The organism is Sphingomonas agri, from assembly GCF_038148795.1.
In the GTDB taxonomy this organism is placed as follows: Bacteria; Pseudomonadota; Alphaproteobacteria; order Sphingomonadales; family Sphingomonadaceae; genus Sphingomicrobium; species Sphingomicrobium agri.
This window is the reverse complement of the sequence record NZ_JBAPEU010000003.1, coordinates 244,046-260,813: the sequence shown is the minus strand read 5'-3', so window position 1 is coordinate 260,813 and position 16,768 is coordinate 244,046. Positions and strand designations below refer to the sequence as shown.

Genomic DNA, 16,768 nt, shown 5'->3' with positions numbered 1-16,768 from the left:
GCCTCAGCATAGAGCGGTCGTACGATGAGCGAAGGCCAAATCCGCATCGGCGTCGGTGGCTGGACTTACCCGCCGTGGCGCGGGGTCTTCTACCCCGACAAGCTGCCTCAGGCGAAGGAGCTTGAATATGCCTCGAACGCGCTGACCGCGATCGAGATCAACGCGACATTCTACGGCCGCCAAAGTCCCAGGAGCTGGGAGAAATGGGAGAAAATTGCTCCTGCCGGCTTCCAGTTCGCAGTCAAGGGTTCGCGTTATTGCGTGATGAGGTCGAAGCTTGCCGAGGCAGGCGAAGGGCTCTCCGGTTTCCTTGCTCAGGGCTTTGCGGCGCTCGGACCCAAACTGGGCCCAATCCTGTGGCAATTTGCAGCGCGCCGGTCGTTCGACCGGGACGACATTTCAGCCTTCATCGACCTCCTTCCCGAGAAGCTCGACGGAATGCCCCTCCGCCATGCGATAGAACCGCGTCACGAGAGCTTTCGGGACGACAGATTCTTCGAGCTCTGCCGCGCGCGCAATGTCGCGGTCGTCCTTGAAGATTCCGACGAATATCCGACCATCGAGGCCGATACCGCCGACTTCGTCTACGCACGGCTGCAGCGCATGAGGGAGAACATTGCGACCGGCTATGACGAGGCAGCGCTCGGGGCCTTTGCGTCCAAGGCCCGCGCCTGGCAAAAGGAAGGCCGCGACGCCTATATCTTTCTCATCAACGGCGCCAAGATTCGCGCTCCAGCGGCAGCGCTGGCCCTGCAGGAACAGCTTCGCTAACAACGGCGGATGCGCACCGCCGACCAGCCGATCCGCATCAGCCTCTTTGCGCCCGGCGGACGCATGGGGAAAGCAATCACCAAGGCCGTCTCGGAAGCGGACGGCTTCAGTATCGACCAGGATCGCGGCGATGTCCTCGTCGATTTCTCGTCGCCCAATGCGCTGGAACTCAGCTTGGAGCGTGCGCTGTCCGCCTCAATCCCTATCCTCGTCGGAACGACGGGCCTTGGGCCGGGTCACCATGAGGCAATTGTCAGGGCGGCAAGGACGATTGGCGTGATCCAGGCGCCAAATACGTCGATTGGCATCAATCTTCTTCGCGATCTCGTCGAACAGGCGACCGCGCGTCTCGGACCCGATTGGGACATCGAGATCCTCGAAATGCACCATCGCCACAAGGTCGATGCGCCGTCCGGGACCGCTCTGATGCTGGGCCAGGCGGCGGCGAAGGGACGAGGTTCGAGCCTCGAGAAGCTCAGCCGGTTCGACCGGATGAGCAACCACGGACAGGAGCGCGAGGCCGGAACCATCGGCTACGCCTCATTGCGGGGCGGATCGGTCGCGGGCGAACATGTCGTCATTCTCGCGACGGAGGGCGAACGGATAGAGCTCGGCCACCGGGCCGACAGCCGAATGATCTTCGCGCGCGGAGCACTCGCTGCAGCGCGCTTTCTCGTTGGAAGGCCCGCGGGCCTCTACTCCATGCGGGACGTGATTTCAGCACTGTGAGCGCGCCCGGTTCCAAAGGCCTCGCGCGCCGCCTCGGACTGTTTGACGCCACCATGCTGGTCATGGGCGGCATCGTCGGCTCGGGCATCTTCGTGACGCCGGCCGAGGTGGCGCGGCACGTAGGCAGCCCGCTCCTGATTGTGGGCGTCTGGGTGATCGGCGGAATGATCGCGCTCGCCGCATCCTTCGTCTACGCCGAGCTTGCCGCTCGCCGGCCCGAAGTCGGCGGCCAATATGCCTATCTGAGGGACGCCTACGGGCCGATGCCTGCTTTCCTCTACGGCTGGGCACTGCTGCTCGTCATCCAGTCCGGCGGAATGGCTGCAGTCGCGATCACGTTCGCGAGATACCTTGGAAACGTCGTACAGCTGGGACTTCCCGACAGTGCAGTTGCGGTTGGCGTCCTTGCCCTTCTGACCCTCATCAATTGCCTGGGTGTTCGGTCGGGAAGCAATGTCCAGAGTGCGCTGATGGTGCTCAAGATCCTCGCAATTGCAGTGCTGGTGGTCGTCGGCCTCGCGTTTGCGCCGGCGGGAACTGCGCAGCCACAACGGGCGATTTCGGGATCAATATCGACCCTTGCTGCGATCGGTGCGGCAATGACTCCGGTCATGTTCTCCTACGGCGGGTGGCAGACGGCGAGCTTCGTTGCCGGGGAAATGCGCGATCCTCGGCGCGATCTCGCGCGCGGCCTGCTCCTTGGCGTCATGGGTGTCGTGCTGCTGTACACCGCGGTCGCATTCGTCTGTGTGCATGCGCTTGGTCCCGGCGGACTTGCCAATTCCAAGACTCCCGCGACGGACGTGATGCGTCTCGCCGTCGGCGAAAGGGGCGCGACCTTCATCGCTCTTGGAATTGCGATCTCGGCCCTTGGCTTTCTTAGCCAGGGCATGCTGACGGCGCCGCGCGTCTATTTTGCAATGGCCGAGGACGGGCTTTTCTTCCGCCGCGTCGCCGAGGTGAGTGCAACAACGCGTGTTCCGGTCGTTGCTATCGTCCTCCAGGGGTTCGCTGCCGGCGTGATTGCCCTGTCCGGTACCTTCGGCCAGATCTTGAGCTACGTCGTGTCCGTGGATTTCATCTTCTTCGGCCTGACCGGTCTTGCGCTGTTCGTGTTCCGCCGCCGGGACCCCGACCAGCACGTTGCGTTCAACGCCCCTCTTCATCCCCTCACCACGGGATTGTTCGTCGCGGCCTGTTTTGTCACGGTCGTTGCAACGGTCGCGAACAACCCCGTCAACAGCCTGATCGGCTATGCAATCCTTGCGGCCGGCGTGCCGGCCTGCCTTTACTGGCAGCGGAAGAATCGCAAGGCTGCAGCGTGAGGCCGATGCAGTCGGAATACATGCACTGGGCGAAGTTCAAGGCGCCCGTGCGCTTTCCCCTGACCGGCAGCGAAGTCGTGCATTTCCGGCTCGATCGCTTTCCGATCAGCATTGCAGACCTCGATCTCGATGGCGCGAGCCATCCCCGTTATCCACCCCTTCGTGAAAGGATCGCCGAGCGCTACAAAGTGACGACCAACCAGGTCGTCGCCGCAGACGGGACCTCGATGGCCAACTTCCTCGCGCTCGCCGCCCTCATCGAGCCCGGCGACGAGGTCCTCATCGAATACCCTGGCTACGAGCCGCTGATCGGCGCAGCAGGCTTCCTTGGGGCAAGCATCAGGCGGTTCGAACGCAAGCCATCGGATGCATTCAGGCTCGATCCATCGCTAATCGAGGCGGCGTTCAGCCCAAGGACCCGCCTCATCGTCATCACCAACCTTCACAATCCAAGCAGCGTGCTTGCAGAGGAAAGCGACCTGCGCGCCTTGGGAACGCTCGCCGCGTCAGTTGGCGCGCGCGTGCTCGTTGACGAGGTATATCTGGATGCTGCGGTTCCCCCGCGCGCGAGTGCAGTCCACCTTGGACCCGAGTTCGTCACGACGAACAGCCTAACCAAGGTCTACGGTCTCAGCGGGCTTCGCTGCGGCTGGATCCTCGCCGAACCCGGACTTGCCGAGCGGATGTGGCGCCTCAACGACCTGTTCGGAGTGAACCAGGCTCATCCGGCGGAGCGGCTTGCGTGCATCGCTTTTGACCGGATCGACGAGGTGCTCGGCGACAATGCCTCGTTGCTCGCGAGGAACAGGCGCACGTTCAGCGACTTCCTCGCTTCGAGGAACGATCTTGAATGCGCGCCGGCGGAGCACGGCATCACCGCGTTTCCGGCCTGGTCCGGCGGCGATACGCAACGGCTCGATGATCACCTGCGCCAGCATTACGACACTTCGGTAGTCGCCGGCCGCTGGTTCGAAATGCCGGACCATTTCCGCCTCGGATTTTATCCTCACCCTGATGATTTTGAAGAAGCGCTCTCCCGCCTTGGCCGCGCCCTGGACGACCTTAAGTGACGCGCGACCAGGTCTTCGAATTTTTTCGCAGGCTCGCGGAGGCAAACCCCTCCCCCACCACGGAGCTTGAATTCACCAACCCCTACACGCTCCTTGTCGCGGTGGTGCTTTCAGCGCAGGCGACCGACGCCGGGGTCAACATTGCTACGAGGCCACTCTTCGGGCGAATTTCCTCTCCCGACCAGATGATCGACCTTGGAGAAGAGGACCTTCGAGAAGCGATCAAGACGATCGGCCTGTTCAACACCAAGGCCAAGAATGTCATTGCGCTCAGCAAGGCACTGATCGAACATCACGGCGGTGAGGTTCCGGCTACTAGGGAACAGCTGCAGGAGCTTCCCGGCGTTGGCCGAAAGACTGCCAATGTCGTGCTCAACACGGCCTTTGGGCAGGAGACCTTCGCGGTCGATACCCATGTCTTCCGCGTCTGCAACCGGAGCGGCCTTGCACCGGGAAAAACCGTCGAGGAAGTGGAAGCGAAGCTCGAAAGGATCGTTCCTCAGCCGTTCCGGCGCGATGCGCATCATTGGCTGATTCTCCACGGCCGCTACACCTGCAAGGCGCGCTTACCGGAATGCTGGCGATGCCCTGTGACGGACCTGTGCCGCTACCAGCCCAAGACGCTGCCGCCCGCAGAGCGACCTAAGTCCAGCGCCGGTCGAACCTCGAACCGAGTGTCGTCAGGAGCTCGTATTGCGAAAGTCCCGACTGGCTCGAAGCCGAAGGTAAATCGTAGTCGATCTCGACCCAGTCCCCCTCGCTAAGGCCCGGGGCCGCGTCCACGTTCACTGCGACAAGGTCCATCGACACCCGTCCGAGTACCGGGAGGGAGAATTCGCCGGCGAACGCTGACCCGTGAGACGAGAAGCCGCGCAGATATCCGTCCGCATAGCCAATATTGAGAATGGCCGCCTCGGTATCCTTCTTCGCGAGGAAGGTGCCTCCATAGCCACAGGTCTCGCCCTCGGGGATGAGGCGGCGCTGGACGACCTGCGCCTCCACCCGCGCAGCCTGCAGGATCTGGCCTTCGAACTCGGAGCGCTGGACACCGCCGTAGAGCGAGATGCCGGGCCGAACGAGGTCGAGGCTATAGTCCCTCCCGAGGCCGATTCCGGCCGAATTGGCCAATGCATAACGCCTCGCTGGAACAGCGGACATCACGGCCCGAAAACGCTCGAGCTGCATCGCGTTCATCGGCGTGTGCTCGTCCGCACACGCCAGATGGCTGTGAAGCGTGTCGATCGCCAACCCTTCAAGGGCGGAGATTTCGGTCGGCCGCAGGCCAAGCCGGTTCATGCCGGTATCGATCATGACGTCGCACGGACGGCCCGGCGCGATGGTCTTCCACCGCTCCACCTGCTCGGCGGAATTGAGGCATGGCCGGGCCTGCAGTTCCTGCGCAGCAGCGACGTCCGCCGGTCCAACGCCGTGAAGCACGACCAGGTGGACGGCCTTGGCCAGATCTCCAAGCGCCTCTGCCTCGGGCCAGCTCGAAACGAAAAAGTCGCGGCAACCGGCAGCGATCAGCGCCTGCGTCACCTGACGTGCGCCAAGTCCGTAGCCGTCCGCCTTCACGGCAGCGCCGGCGGGCACTCCAGCGTAGTCGGCTAGCCAGCGCCAGTTCGACTGAACCGCGGAGCTGTCGATGGTGAGACGTAGCGGACGGTGCATGGCCGCCGCCCTAGTGGCGCTGGTCCTGCGCGTCGAGGCTCGCCTTGGCCGCTTCCCAGTTCCGTCCGTCGAAAAGCTCGATCGAGAGCTCGGGAGGCTCGTCGAGACAATTGGCATTGATGCTCCAAGCTTCGGGATGGGAGCGCGGCTGGTAAAAGCTCTTAACGCCGCAATGCCGGCAGAACAGGTGCTCGGCGCTCCCCGTGCCGAAGCGGTAACTCGAAAGCGCATCGTGTCCGCTAAGCAAGCTGAACCGTTCGTGCGGCACCATCACGTGGATGAAACCGGTCATCCGGCAGACGGAGCAATTGCAGTCGAGCGCGGGCACGGGAGGATCGGGCAAATCCACCTCGAACCGCACCGACCGACAATGGCATCCGCCCTCAATCTTCATATGCGCTCGCTACGGACGCTCGAGAGCGCAGGCAAGAAGGAGGGCCTAGGTCACTGCGCTGCAGCGACCGAGACGGACCCGCCTCGGCTCGCAAGATCGCGGCTCTCGGCCCGCGCCTTTCCAAGAACGTCTACCCGGCACGCACGTACCTGATTCTGGCCGGAAAGGTCGATGTCGGCTGCAGACCCGCACGCCTCGCGGGCTGCAGTGACCAGCCGATGATCAAGCTCGGCGCGGCCACGAGCCGTCGAGAGATCGAGATCGGCAGTCCTGACGACGCTGACGTTCTGCGCCGCCAGAGGCTGGGAAAAAGCTGGAACCGCCTTGATGGCCGCTGCAGTTACGAGCGCCGAGATGGCGATGATTTTCAAGGTCTGTTTCATCGGTCGCCTCCTGTTGGAATGCGACCAGCCATTTAGTCCTTAATCGCAACTTACGTGAGCAACGAGTTCGTGCTATGGTTCTGCAAAATTGCAGAACGATCGGCGCGAACCTTCCCGCTAGAAACAGCAACGAGGCCCTCGACGATGCTCGACTGGAACGACCTTCGCTATTTCCTTGCCGTCGCCCGCGAAGGAAGCACTTTGTCGGCTGGTCGCTCGCTCCGCGTCAGCCAGACGACGGTCGCGCGGCGAATCGCGGTGCTTGAACAGGAGGCCGGCGTCGCCCTCTTTGAAAAGAGGCAGTCGGGCTATTCGCTGACCCCGGTGGGACAGGATTTGCTTGTGCGGGCAGAAGCGGTCGAAAGTGCAGCGGCGAGCTTCACGGACGCCGCCGCTGCGCAATCGCGCACCTTCAGCGGTACCGTCAAATTGACGACTGAAGAGGTCTACGCAATCACCCTTCTGGCACCGGTGCTGCGCGACCTTCATGAACGCTACCCGGACATTCTCATCGACCTCGATACGAGCCAGTCCGTGCGGGATCTCGGCGCAGGTGAAGCGGACATCTCGCTCCGAAGCGTCAACGGCCGGGATCAGCCCGCCGGCTTGGTCGGTCGTCAATTGGGCGTCGACGATTGGACCCTCTACTGCAGCCGCGACTACGCGAGCAGGCACGGTGTTCCAGCAACTGTTGCCGAGCTCAAGAACCACCCCTTCATCGGCGGCGGCGGCGGCCGTCTCTGGCTCTACTACGAAGCGTGGCTGAAGGAACTTGGCCTCGAGGGCCAGGTGGCGATGCAACATGCGACTTCCGGCGGGCTGCTCTCGGGCGTCCGCTCCGGCTTCGGCATCGCAGTCCTTCCCTGCCTCGTTGGTGATGCTGATCCCGATCTCATTCGCTGCGTGCCACCTCGAACCAAGCATGAGCGGGTCCTCTGGTTGTTCACGCACGAACGCTGCAGGCATGTTCCTCGCGTTAGGGCGGTCATCGACTTCCTCTACGAACGCCTCGCCGGACTGGTCCGCCAGCTCGAGGAGAAGCGGGCCGCGGCCTAGTCGATCGGATAATGGGGCTCAGGCCGCCGATAGAGATCTTCAAAGTGGACGAAGGCGGGCCTGGCCCCGAGAGGCACGGGCCGGCCTGCACGAAATGCCCATTCACCGCGATCGCAATCGGCCGCCCGGACGTATCCGTTTATGTAGAGCCTGCGTTTGTGCGTGGAACTGTTCTTGCCCGATCCATGAACGAGGTACGGACTCCACAACGCAAGATCGCCGGGCTCAAGGGTAAGGTCGATCGCGTCGGCGGCCGATAGCCCGATCTTCTCCAGGGCAGCGTCGGTCATCTCTGTCCCCAAGGCTTTCCTCGAAGCGTCCATGTTGAGATCGCCGCGTAAGTGACTTCGCGGAATGATCCGCATGCATCCCGAACGGCGCGTATGCGGGTCGATGGCAAGCCCTGTCTGCACGTAGGCCGTGCCAAGGCTACGATAGGCAGATTCCGGCCGTCGGGAGCGGCTGTCCTGGTGCCAGGCGAAGTCGCCAAGCAAGCCCCTCACCTTCCAGTGAACCTGGTTGATGATCTGCTTCAGGTCCTCGCCGAGGAGAGCGTCGAGCAATTCTGCGAAACGAGGGTCGAGCCGCACGGAATTGAGGAGCGGCTGGTGATAGGACGGCCATTGCACCATCCGGACAAGGGGTTCGCCGTCATTCGCTTCGCGGGCGACGTTGTAAAAGAGATTCCCGTGGCGGAAGCTGCGGCCGTGGCGGACCCCTTCTTCATGAAGCTGGTCGAGCGCATCGGAAATCCGGGCGATTTCCCAAGGCTCGAAGAACCTCCGAACGATCGCGTAACCCTCGCGCCAATAATGCGCGAGGTCGGCACCTGCATAAGCCGGAATTTCGGTGCGCAGCGGCTGCCTAGAAGCCATTTCGTTCCTCCCCGCCCATCGGGGAGGATACATCAACTTATTGACAAATCCATGATTTTAGCCGCGCGCGGACTGAAGCTTGGCTGTGGCGGCAAGCTTGCGCACCGCGGCCGCTCCGCTGTCAAAGGCGCCGTGCGCAGTGGAATAGTCGCCTGCCGAGACGGCCTCGCCGGCGAAGGCGATACGGTCGTCGCCCGCATCCAGAAGGCTTTGCCGCGCGTCGGCGCAGCCTGGCAAAGCATGGCTATAGGCTCCCCCGATCCAGGGCTGATGCGCCCAGCGCGATAGTCCGATCAGTGAAAGCCGGCTTCTGACCGAGCTTCCGAGCAGCGCTGCAAGTTCCTCGATCGCCAAGGCGGCAGCGCCGTCATCGTCAAGCTCCTCGAGAGCCCGCGCTCCGGTGCCACCGAAAAAGCCTTCGACCACCGGCATGCCCATGGGTCGGATGAAGTAGCTCCCCGTGTCGCAGGAATAGGGATTGCCGAGCAGATGCGCGTCGTGAGGAAAATCCTGTGGGTGATCGAGTGCCAGAAACAGCTTATCAGCGACACCCAGCGGAAGCTGGTCCGCGAGCTTGAGGAGCCCTCCGATCGGAGGATCGAATCTGATCCTCCGCAGGCTTGCGGTCGGAACCGTCACGATGACGCCGGCGGCCTCGATGAGGCCCTGTTCGCTCCTTACCTCTACTCCCTCTTTGCGGCGGCCGACCGCTATCACCGGATTTGCAAGGCTGCGCTCGAAGGTAGCGCCAAGCTCCCCGATGAGGGAACCGTAGCTGCCGGGCAGACGAAGGTTCTGGTCGCTCGCTGCATTGTCATAGGCAGACCAGTCGGCAATCGACACCTCGTCGAGGGGAGCGCCGTTGATATAACCGCTGAGCGCATTCAGCATCGGGTTCCAGGGATCGCCGCCCTCGAGCGCGTCCGATGCCCTGTCGCTCGGCGGCGGGTCCGAGCGCATCCGGTCCCTGAGTGCCTCGAATGAGGACCAGGCTTCCTTCTGCTCCTCTGGCGGAAAGCCAAGATTCCTGAACTGCTGGAACCACCGGGTGGGGCTTCGATTGATTTGTGCGCCGATGCGCTCGGCCTCGACCCGCAGGGAGTTGCGTTCGGCCGAATGCATCCAGGTACAACCAAGGTCGAGCTTATGGCCGTTCCATTCGATGCTGTGTGCCCGCCCCCCGAGGCGGTCCAGGGCCTCGACGATGAGGGCGTCAATACTCCTTCGGCCGGCCTCCATGGCTGCACCGATTCCGGCCGCGCCCCCGCCAATGATGACGAGGCCGCGCACCCCGCTCACTCGACGGTGACGCTCTTGGCGAGATTCCGGGGCTGGTCGACGTCTGTGCCCTTCAGCACTGCGACATGGTAGGCAAGGAGCTGCACCGGTACCGCGTAGACGAGGGGAGCGATCAAGGGGTGCACCGAGGGCATCTCGATCGTCGCCATGCAGCCTTCACCGGCTTCCGCAATGCCCTTGGCATCGCTGATGAGCACGATCTTTCCGCCCCGCGCGCGGACTTCCTGCATGTTGCTGACGGTCTTCTCGAACAACGGTCCGGAGGGAGCGAGCACGATCACCGGGACGGCTTCGTCGATGAGCGCGATCGGACCATGCTTCATCTCGCCCGCGGCGTAGCCTTCGGCGTGGATGTAGCTGATTTCCTTCAGCTTCAGCGCGCCTTCGAGGGCCATCGGGTAATCGGGCCCCCGTCCAAGATAGAGCACGTCGCGCGCGGGGGCGATGAGGTGGGCCATCGCCGCAATGTCATCGTCATGGCCAAGCGCTGCGTTGAGAGCCGCGGGCGCTTCCTGGAGGTGCGCAACGATCTCCTTTTCCTCGTCGCGGCTGAGGCGGCCGCGAGCGCGCGCGAGATTGGCGGAAAGGGCTGCCAGCACTGCGAGCTGGCAGGTGAACGCCTTGGTCGAAGCAACGCCAATTTCCGGCCCCGCGTGGGTCGGAAGCAATAGATCGGCCTCGCGCGCCATCGAACTCGTCGGAACATTGACGACGACCGCGATGCGCTGACCCTGCGAGCGGGCGTGGCGCAGGGCCGCGAGCGTATCGGCCGTCTCGCCGGACTGGCTGATGAAGAGCGCAAGTCCGCCTGGCTCGAGTACGGGTTCGCGATAGCGAAACTCGCTCGCCACATCGATGTCGACCGGCAGGCGGGCAAACTGCTCCACCCAATATTTGGCCACGAGGCCCGCATAATAGCTGGTGCCGCACGCAACGATCGTCAGGCGGTTGATCTGCTCAAGGTCGGCATCGGCAACCGGCAGCGCAACTTCACCTTCAAATGGCCGCACGTAGGTCTGAAGAGTCTGCGCGACCACGATCGGCTGCTCGAAGATCTCCTTCTGCATGTAATGGCGAAAATTGCCCTTCTCGACCAGGGCCGAGGAAGCGCCGGATTCCACGATCTCGCGTTCGACGCGGCGATTGTCACGATCGTAGATTTGGATGCCCTCGCGCCGCACGATCGCCCAGTCACCCTCGTCGAGGTAGGCGATGCGCTGCGTCCATGGCGCAACTGCAAGAGCGTCCGACCCAAGGTAATTCTCTCCCTCCCCAAAGCCGACCGTAAGGGGCGCTCCCATGCGCGCGCCGATGATGAGGTCGGGGTGGTCGCGAAACAGGAAGGCGATTGCAAAGGCGCCGATGAGACGGGGAAGCACGGTCGCGACCGCCTCTTGAGGGGAAAAACCGCGTTCGACTTCGCGGGCAACGAGGTGTCCGACCACCTCCGTGTCTGTCTCGCTTTCGAAGGTGCGTCCTTCCGCGATCAGCTCGTCACGAAGCGGCTTGAAATTCTCGATGATCCCGTTGTGCACCAGCGCGACGGGGCCAACGATATGCGGATGCGCATTACCAACCGTCGGAGCGCCGTGGGTCGCCCATCTCGTGTGCGCGATACCGGTCGTGCCATGCAGCGGATTTTCGGCAAGTTCCCGGGCAAGGTTGTCGAGCTTGCCCTCGGCGCGTCTCCGGATGAGCTCGCCATTGTCGATCGTGCAAATCCCGGCGGAATCATAGCCGCGATATTCAAGACGTTTGAGGCCGTCGAAGAGGCGCTGCGCAACGTCGCTCTTGCCGACGATGCCGACAATTCCGCACATAAGCTTACTCCGCCGCTTTCCGTGTCATGCGCTCGCGGAAGCGGCGGGCCCAGCCCGCGATACCTTTCTGCTCGCTGCGCTCGATTGCAAGGCTGTCAGCCTCGACGTCGCGGGTGATTACCGATCCCGCGCCGACGATTGCGCCGTCTCCCACCACAACAGGTGCCACGAGGGCCGTGTTGGAGCCGATGAAGGCCCCGGCGCCGATCGATGTCCGGTATTTGCCGTATCCGTCGTAGTTGCAGGTGATCGTGCCGGCGCCGATGTTTGCCTTTGGCCCGACCGAGGCGTCACCGATGTAGGAGAGATGGTTGACCTTGGCGCCCTCGGCGATCTGGGCCTTCTTCAATTCGACAAAATTGCCGACCTTTGTCCTGTCCGAGAGGCGCGTTCCTGGACGAAGGCGGGCGAACGGGCCAATGCTCGCCGCGGCACCGATCGTTGCTCCTTCGATATGACTGAAGGCGTGGATGGTCGCTCCGTCCGCGATCTCGACGCCGGGGCCAAAAACGACGTGCGGCTCGACCGTGACGTCGCGCCCAAGCTTCGTATCGTAGGCAAACCAGACGCTCTCGGGATCGATGAGCGTCGCGCCCTCGTCGAGTGCCTGCTCGCGCCTCCGGCGCTGCCATTCGAGTTCCAGATGGGCAAGTTCGGCGCGGCTGTTGACCCCGGCGGTTTCGTAGGCGTCACCCTCGATGACGACGGCTTCGCGGCCTTCGGCGGCTGCAATGTTGACGATGTCGGGGAGATAATATTCGCCGGCCGCATTGTCGTTTCCAACCCCGGCGAGCCAGCGGAACAGGTCGTTCGAGCGTACCGCCATCATGCCCGAATTGCATAGCCGGACAGCCCGCTCCTCTTCGCTGGCGTCCTTGTACTCGACCATCTTGGCGATGCGATCGCCTTCTCCAAGAATGATCCGGCCGTATTTCAGGGGATCGTCGGGCGAAGAAGCAAGGACGACGATGCCCGGGCCGCCCTCTCCATCGAGGCGATCGAGCATCCGGTGCAAGGTGTCCGCCTCAACGAAAGGCGTGTCGCCGTAAAGAATGATTACGGGTCCCTCATATCCCTTGAGGGCTGCTGCCGCTTGCTGCACCGCGTGCCCGGTGCCTTTCTGCTCGGCTTGAATTGCGATCACCGCGTTGGTGCCAACAATCGCGACCTCTACCTGCTCGCGCCCCTTACCGACCACCACGACCTTCTTCTCGGCGCCCAGCGCATCCACCCGGTCGAGGAGATGCAGCAGGAGCGGCCGACCCGCGATGGGATGGAGAACCTTATGCGTATCCGAGCGCATGCGGGTCCCCTGACCCGCTGCAAGGATGATCGCTGCAAAGCGGCGCTTTTCGCTCATGCGGTCGTGCAATGGCATGGCGCCAAGGCCAGCGCCAGTGTCCTTTGAGACATGAAAAAAGGGCGGCCCCGACGGGAGCCGCCCCATTCTTCCAAGGGCGAAACCCTTAGAAGATGTTCATGTAATATTCGTTGCCGACGAAGCCCATCTTCTGGACGTGGGCCTTCTTCGTCACCGCCAGAACCTGGTCGACGATCTCGTACCGCGCAGTCGCGTCCGGCTGCAGGTGGAGTTCGGGGATCGGGTTCATCTGCTGCGTTGCATCGAGATAGGAACGTAGCTGCTGCATCGACACCGGCGAGCCATTCCACAGAACCTGGTCCTGGTTGTTGATCGACAGGGTGTTCTTGATCGGGTTGATCGGCGGCGGCGTGTTCTGCGGCTGGTTCACCGGCAGGTCGAGCTTCACCGCATGGGTCTGGATCGGGATGGTGATGATGAACATGATGAGGAGAACCAGCATGACGTCGATGAGCGGCGTCACGTTCACGTCCAGCATTGGTTCGCCGGAGGCATTATCGCTGGTGGTCTGCATTGACATGGCGAAAAACTCCTACTCGGCGCGGAAGCCGGCCAGCGGCGGCGGCTCGGAAATGAACCCGACCCGCTGGAACCCTGCCTGCTGCATCGTGATGATCGCGGCGCCAATGCACTTGTACTGCGTGTTGACGTCGCCCCGGATGTGCGCCTCCGGCATGTTCTCTTCGTTGATGTTCTGGACTCCGCCGACCTTCTTGATCTGGTCTTCGAGCTTCTTGACCGCGCGGTCGAGCAGGTCCTTCTGAGAAACCTTGGTCATCCCCCAGTAAACCTCGCAGGTGCCGCCCGGACCATTGCGGACCGTGAGGGACACGTTCTCCGGCTTGGTCATGGTCGGCTCGTAGCGGACGTCCGGCAACTTGATGGGGACCGCCTGCTTGATAACCTGCGTGGTGATCAGGAAGACGATCAGGAGCACCAGCATCACGTCGGTAAGGGGCACGACGTTGATGTCGGACATCGCCGTCTCTTCGTCGCCTTCTTGGATTACACTTCCTGCCATAAGGCTGGCTTCTTTCTTCTAGCTCGCCCGAACCAGGCCTGGTCCGACTGGTTCGGACCAGGCCATCGTTCGAATTACTTCGCGGACGTCGGGGTCGCCTGGGCGCCCGTGGCCGTGCGGCCCGTGCGGAGCGGGTCGCTGCCGGGCTGCGTCGGAGCGCCCGGCTTCGTCTGGGTGGTGCCCTTCACGCCCGCGCTCGAACTGCCCACGAGGCGCGGCTTCACTGCGCCGTCGGACATCAGGTAGCCGTGAAGGTCGTTCGTGAAGGCCGCAAGGTCCTCCATGATCGACTTGTTGCGACGAATCAGCCAGTTGTAGGCAAGCACCGCAGGCACCGCGACCACGAGGCCGAGCGCCGTCATGATGAGCGCTTCACCGACCGGGCCGGCGACGGCGTCGATCGAGGCCTGACCAGAAGCGCCGATACGGATCAGCGCGCGGTAGATACCGACGACGGTTCCGAACAGACCGATGAACGGTGCCGTCGAACCGACCGTCGCGAGGAAGGCGAGACCTTCACCGAGGCGGGCGCCGATCGCACCCTGGCTGCGTGCCAGGCTGTTTGCCATCCAGTCGTGCTGGTCGATCGGGTCGGTCAGCCGGCCGTGCTGGTCCTGTGCAAGGAGAGCATCGTCGACGATTGAGCGGTAGGCGCTCTTGGCTTCGAGCTTCGTTGCCGCATCGCGAAGATTGGGCGAGTTCCAGAAGCTCGACCGGACCTTGCGACCCTGGCTGATGATCTTCTGCTGCTGCATCAGCTTGGTGAAGAGGATGTAGAACGAGAAGATCGACATGATGACGAGGATGGTGAACACCGAGATGGCGATGATGCCGCCCTGCTGCAGAGCGGGGATCAAGCCATAAGGATTCGCCGATGCGGCGGGTGCTGCTTGCATTGCTGTACTTTCCTTCTGAAACCTATCTCAAAAAAATCAGTCGGCTATTCCGCGATCCGCCACGTAATTGTCTGGCTGTACGTGCTCGTCGTCGGATTGCCGTTAGCGTCCTGAGCCGGGCTGAACCGGGCGCGTGCCGTCAGCAGACGACATGTCGCCGACTTGAGCGTCGCCGACGCGCTGCCGGAGCTGCTGCATCCAGTCACTCGGCCGTTCGCACCGATAGTGAGGGAGACCTGGACACTGCCCTGCTCGTTGTTGTCGAGTGCGCTCGGGGGATAATCATCGCCCGAGATAAGGCCCTGGAGGCTTCCGGTGAGGCTCCTCGCCTGCGATTGCCGCGGCGGAGGCGGAGGCGGTGGCGGTGCCGGCGCCACGGGCGGGATGTAGACCGGCGGGGCCGGCGCGGTCACCGTCTGAATCGGCGGCGGAGGCGCCTCGACCCGTACGAGCGGCGGCGGCGTGATCGGAGGCGGCGGGACCTTCGGCATGTCCTTTGGCGGTGGCGGCGGCTGCTCGGGCGGCGGCTGCTGCTGCTCAACGTCGAAGGTCTTCAGATCCTGAGTCGCCTTCTTGATCACATTGTAAGCGAGGCCGGTCACAATCGCATACATCAGACCGCCGACCACGATGACGGTGAAGATGATCGCCATCGACCGGTTGCCGCTGAGTTCTTTCTTCTGGGCGTATGCCATTAACCCAATATTCTCCTCGACACGCCGTGGAGGAATCCACGGTCAAACCGGGCGTTTGGAAGCGCGCCCGTCAGTTCGTTGATCCGCCAATGTTGCAAGATGACATCGGCAGCAAGCGCGCCTCCTTATATCCGCCTCAAAGGTCGCGCAACGGATTTTGTTCCACAGGCGGAAGGCCGGAAACCAGTGCAGCCAAAGCGATCACTCGGGCGGCCAGGCGTTCGGGAATGAAGCAATCTCGACACCGACCCCGTGCGCTTCGGCGTAAACGTCTGGCTTGGACAGGCGAATGCGAAGGGCGGCAACTCCGTGGAAGGCTGCTACCCGGTCGAAGATGGCGTGCCCCAGCGTCTCCTGGAGATTGTATCTGCGGGCAGCCGCGATGGCCTGGACCTCGGTCCTTAGAAAATCATAATCCCAGGCATTCCTCGGGTCGTCGCCGACCGGCGCTGACCGATCCTTCAGCCAGATCTCGACCGTCACCAGCAGCCGCTGCGGAGCACCGATCTCGAAATCGTGGAAACCGATGTCCGCCTGCACCTCGAGCCCCTCGAGGATGATCCGGGCGGACCGGACCTTGAGATCGTGGGGAACGAGACCCGAGAGCCTGGGCCCGGTGCCGCTCATGCCCGCCCCAGGAACTGGACGTCGCGCTCGAGCGCCATGAAGTGGTGACCGCCATCGATCCTGATCACTTCCCCGGTGACGCTTCTTGCTGATACGAGATAGCGCAAGGCATCCATGACGTCGCCCGGCTCGACGCCGAGCCCTAACGGATTATTGGCGTGCATCGCCTCGTAATTCTCCTCGCTCTGCCCGCTTGATCTCAGCATCAAGCCAGGAGCGATCCCATTGACCCGGATGGAGCGCTGAGCAAGCGCCCGCGCCGCAAGCTCGGTCAGCGCTGCAAGGGCATATTTGGACAATGTGTAGCTCAGATAATCGGGATTGGGGGCTGAAAGCTTGGAATCGAGCAGGTTGACGACCAGCGCATCGCCGTCCCGTTGCGCTGCGGCGAAACGCTCGATGAGGAGCGCTGGCGCGCGCACGTTGATGGCCATGTGCGCGTCGAACTCGCCTGCGCTGAACTCGCCGACGCCGTCCCAGGCGAACCGGGCGGCATTGTTAACGAGCAGGCCAACAGGCGGGAGCCCTTCGCTTGCGTCGAAGATCATCTCCGCGCAATCCGGATCGAGGAGATCGGCGACCACCTTTACTGCGCCTTTGGGCACCTCATCATCAACATGGTGCACGTGTGCGACCACCGCCCAGCCGTCGGCCAGCAACTCGCGGGCAAGGACCGCTCCCACGCGCTTTCCGGCCCCGGTGACGATTGCAGTTTTGTCCTTCATGGCAAGAACTCCTGCCTTGAGCAGCGCCGC

The 16,768-nt window shown here is 63.0% G+C and carries 18 protein-coding genes and 1 pseudogene; 6 read left to right on the top strand and 13 right to left on the bottom strand.

Features of this window, described 5'->3' with window-relative positions; all coding sequences use genetic code 11:
* Positions 1–24: 24 nt before the first annotated feature.
* Genes V8192_RS13355 through nth form a run of 5 tightly spaced genes read left to right on the top strand, consistent with a single transcriptional unit; the run spans position 25 to position 4,659 of the window.
* A complete protein-coding gene (locus tag V8192_RS13355; RefSeq protein ID WP_341633595.1) occupies positions 25–771 on the top strand; it encodes a DUF72 domain-containing protein in 747 nt (248 codons plus the stop codon).
* Between the two features lie 9 nt (positions 772–780).
* Entirely contained in the window at positions 781–1,500 is a 720-nt protein-coding gene (gene dapB, locus V8192_RS13350; RefSeq protein WP_341633594.1) for a 4-hydroxy-tetrahydrodipicolinate reductase, read from the top strand.
* Entirely contained in the window at positions 1,497–2,825 is a 1,329-nt protein-coding gene (locus V8192_RS13345; protein WP_341633593.1) for an APC family permease, read from the top strand. Before dapB ends, V8192_RS13345 begins: the two co-directional genes overlap by 4 nt.
* 5 nt (positions 2,826–2,830) lie before the next feature.
* Entirely contained in the window at positions 2,831–3,895 is a 1,065-nt protein-coding gene (locus tag V8192_RS13340) for a pyridoxal phosphate-dependent aminotransferase (RefSeq protein WP_341633826.1), read from the top strand.
* The gene (gene nth, locus V8192_RS13335) at positions 3,892–4,659 is read left to right on the top strand and encodes an endonuclease III (RefSeq protein ID WP_341633592.1); all 768 of its coding nucleotides are present in this window, start codon (positions 3,892–3,894) and stop codon (positions 4,657–4,659) included. The genes V8192_RS13340 and nth overlap by 4 nt, the downstream gene beginning before the upstream one ends.
* Here nth and alr read toward each other — a convergent pair.
* From alr to V8192_RS13320, 3 genes and pseudogenes are all read right to left on the bottom strand, one after another.
* A pseudogene (gene alr / locus V8192_RS13330) lies at positions 4,544–5,566 on the bottom strand (alanine racemase); the annotation flags it as partial. The gene nth and the pseudogene alr overlap by 116 nt on opposite strands.
* Positions 5,567–5,576: 10 nt before the next feature.
* Positions 5,577–5,960 (bottom strand): GFA family protein, encoded by a 384-nt coding sequence (locus V8192_RS13325; RefSeq protein WP_341633591.1) that lies wholly within the window; start codon positions 5,958–5,960, stop codon positions 5,577–5,579.
* Positions 5,961–6,010: 50 nt separating this feature from the next.
* Positions 6,011–6,343, bottom strand: a complete 333-nt coding sequence (locus V8192_RS13320; protein WP_341633590.1) for a UrcA family protein — start codon at positions 6,341–6,343, stop codon at positions 6,011–6,013.
* Positions 6,344–6,397: 54 nt separating this feature from the next.
* Here V8192_RS13320 and V8192_RS13315 point away from each other — a divergent pair, with 54 nt between their 5' ends.
* Positions 6,398–7,399, top strand: a complete 1,002-nt coding sequence (locus tag V8192_RS13315; RefSeq protein ID WP_341633589.1) for a LysR family transcriptional regulator — start codon at positions 6,398–6,400, stop codon at positions 7,397–7,399.
* Here V8192_RS13315 and V8192_RS13310 read toward each other — a convergent pair.
* The 10 genes from V8192_RS13310 to V8192_RS13265 form a co-directional block, all read right to left on the bottom strand.
* Complete coding sequence (locus V8192_RS13310) at positions 7,396–8,274, bottom strand: phytanoyl-CoA dioxygenase family protein (RefSeq protein ID WP_341633588.1); 879 nt, start codon at positions 8,272–8,274, stop codon at positions 7,396–7,398. The genes V8192_RS13315 and V8192_RS13310 overlap by 4 nt on opposite strands.
* 57 nt (positions 8,275–8,331) lie before the next feature.
* Positions 8,332–9,573, bottom strand: a complete 1,242-nt coding sequence (locus tag V8192_RS13305; RefSeq protein ID WP_341633587.1) for a flavin monoamine oxidase family protein — start codon at positions 9,571–9,573, stop codon at positions 8,332–8,334.
* Entirely contained in the window at positions 9,570–11,393 is a 1,824-nt protein-coding gene (gene glmS / locus V8192_RS13300) for a glutamine--fructose-6-phosphate transaminase (isomerizing) (protein WP_341633586.1), read from the bottom strand. Before glmS ends, V8192_RS13305 begins: the two co-directional genes overlap by 4 nt.
* Positions 11,394–11,397: 4 nt before the next feature.
* The gene (gene glmU / locus V8192_RS13295) at positions 11,398–12,753 is read right to left on the bottom strand and encodes a bifunctional UDP-N-acetylglucosamine diphosphorylase/glucosamine-1-phosphate N-acetyltransferase GlmU (protein WP_341633585.1); all 1,356 of its coding nucleotides are present in this window, start codon (positions 12,751–12,753) and stop codon (positions 11,398–11,400) included.
* Positions 12,754–12,859: 106 nt separating this feature from the next.
* Positions 12,860–13,288 carry an ExbD/TolR family protein gene (locus V8192_RS13290; protein WP_373276367.1) on the bottom strand — a complete coding sequence of 143 codons (429 nt, stop codon included), beginning with the start codon at positions 13,286–13,288 and terminating at the stop codon, positions 12,860–12,862.
* Positions 13,289–13,306: 18 nt separating this feature from the next.
* Positions 13,307–13,795, bottom strand: a complete 489-nt coding sequence (locus V8192_RS13285) for an ExbD/TolR family protein (RefSeq protein ID WP_341633583.1) — start codon at positions 13,793–13,795, stop codon at positions 13,307–13,309.
* A gap of 74 nt (positions 13,796–13,869) precedes the next feature.
* Positions 13,870–14,691 carry a MotA/TolQ/ExbB proton channel family protein gene (locus tag V8192_RS13280; RefSeq protein ID WP_341633582.1) on the bottom strand — a complete coding sequence of 274 codons (822 nt, stop codon included), beginning with the start codon at positions 14,689–14,691 and terminating at the stop codon, positions 13,870–13,872.
* A 44-nt stretch (positions 14,692–14,735) separates the two neighbouring features.
* A complete protein-coding gene (locus V8192_RS13275) occupies positions 14,736–15,386 on the bottom strand; it encodes a TonB family protein (RefSeq protein ID WP_341633581.1) in 651 nt (216 codons plus the stop codon).
* Positions 15,387–15,587: 201 nt separating this feature from the next.
* Positions 15,588–16,013, bottom strand: a complete 426-nt coding sequence (locus V8192_RS13270) for a dihydroneopterin aldolase (protein ID WP_341633580.1) — start codon at positions 16,011–16,013, stop codon at positions 15,588–15,590.
* Positions 16,010–16,738, bottom strand: coding sequence for an SDR family oxidoreductase (locus V8192_RS13265; RefSeq protein WP_341633579.1), 729 nt, complete (start codon positions 16,736–16,738; stop codon positions 16,010–16,012). Before V8192_RS13265 ends, V8192_RS13270 begins: the two co-directional genes overlap by 4 nt.
* Positions 16,739–16,768: the final 30 nt, after the last annotated feature.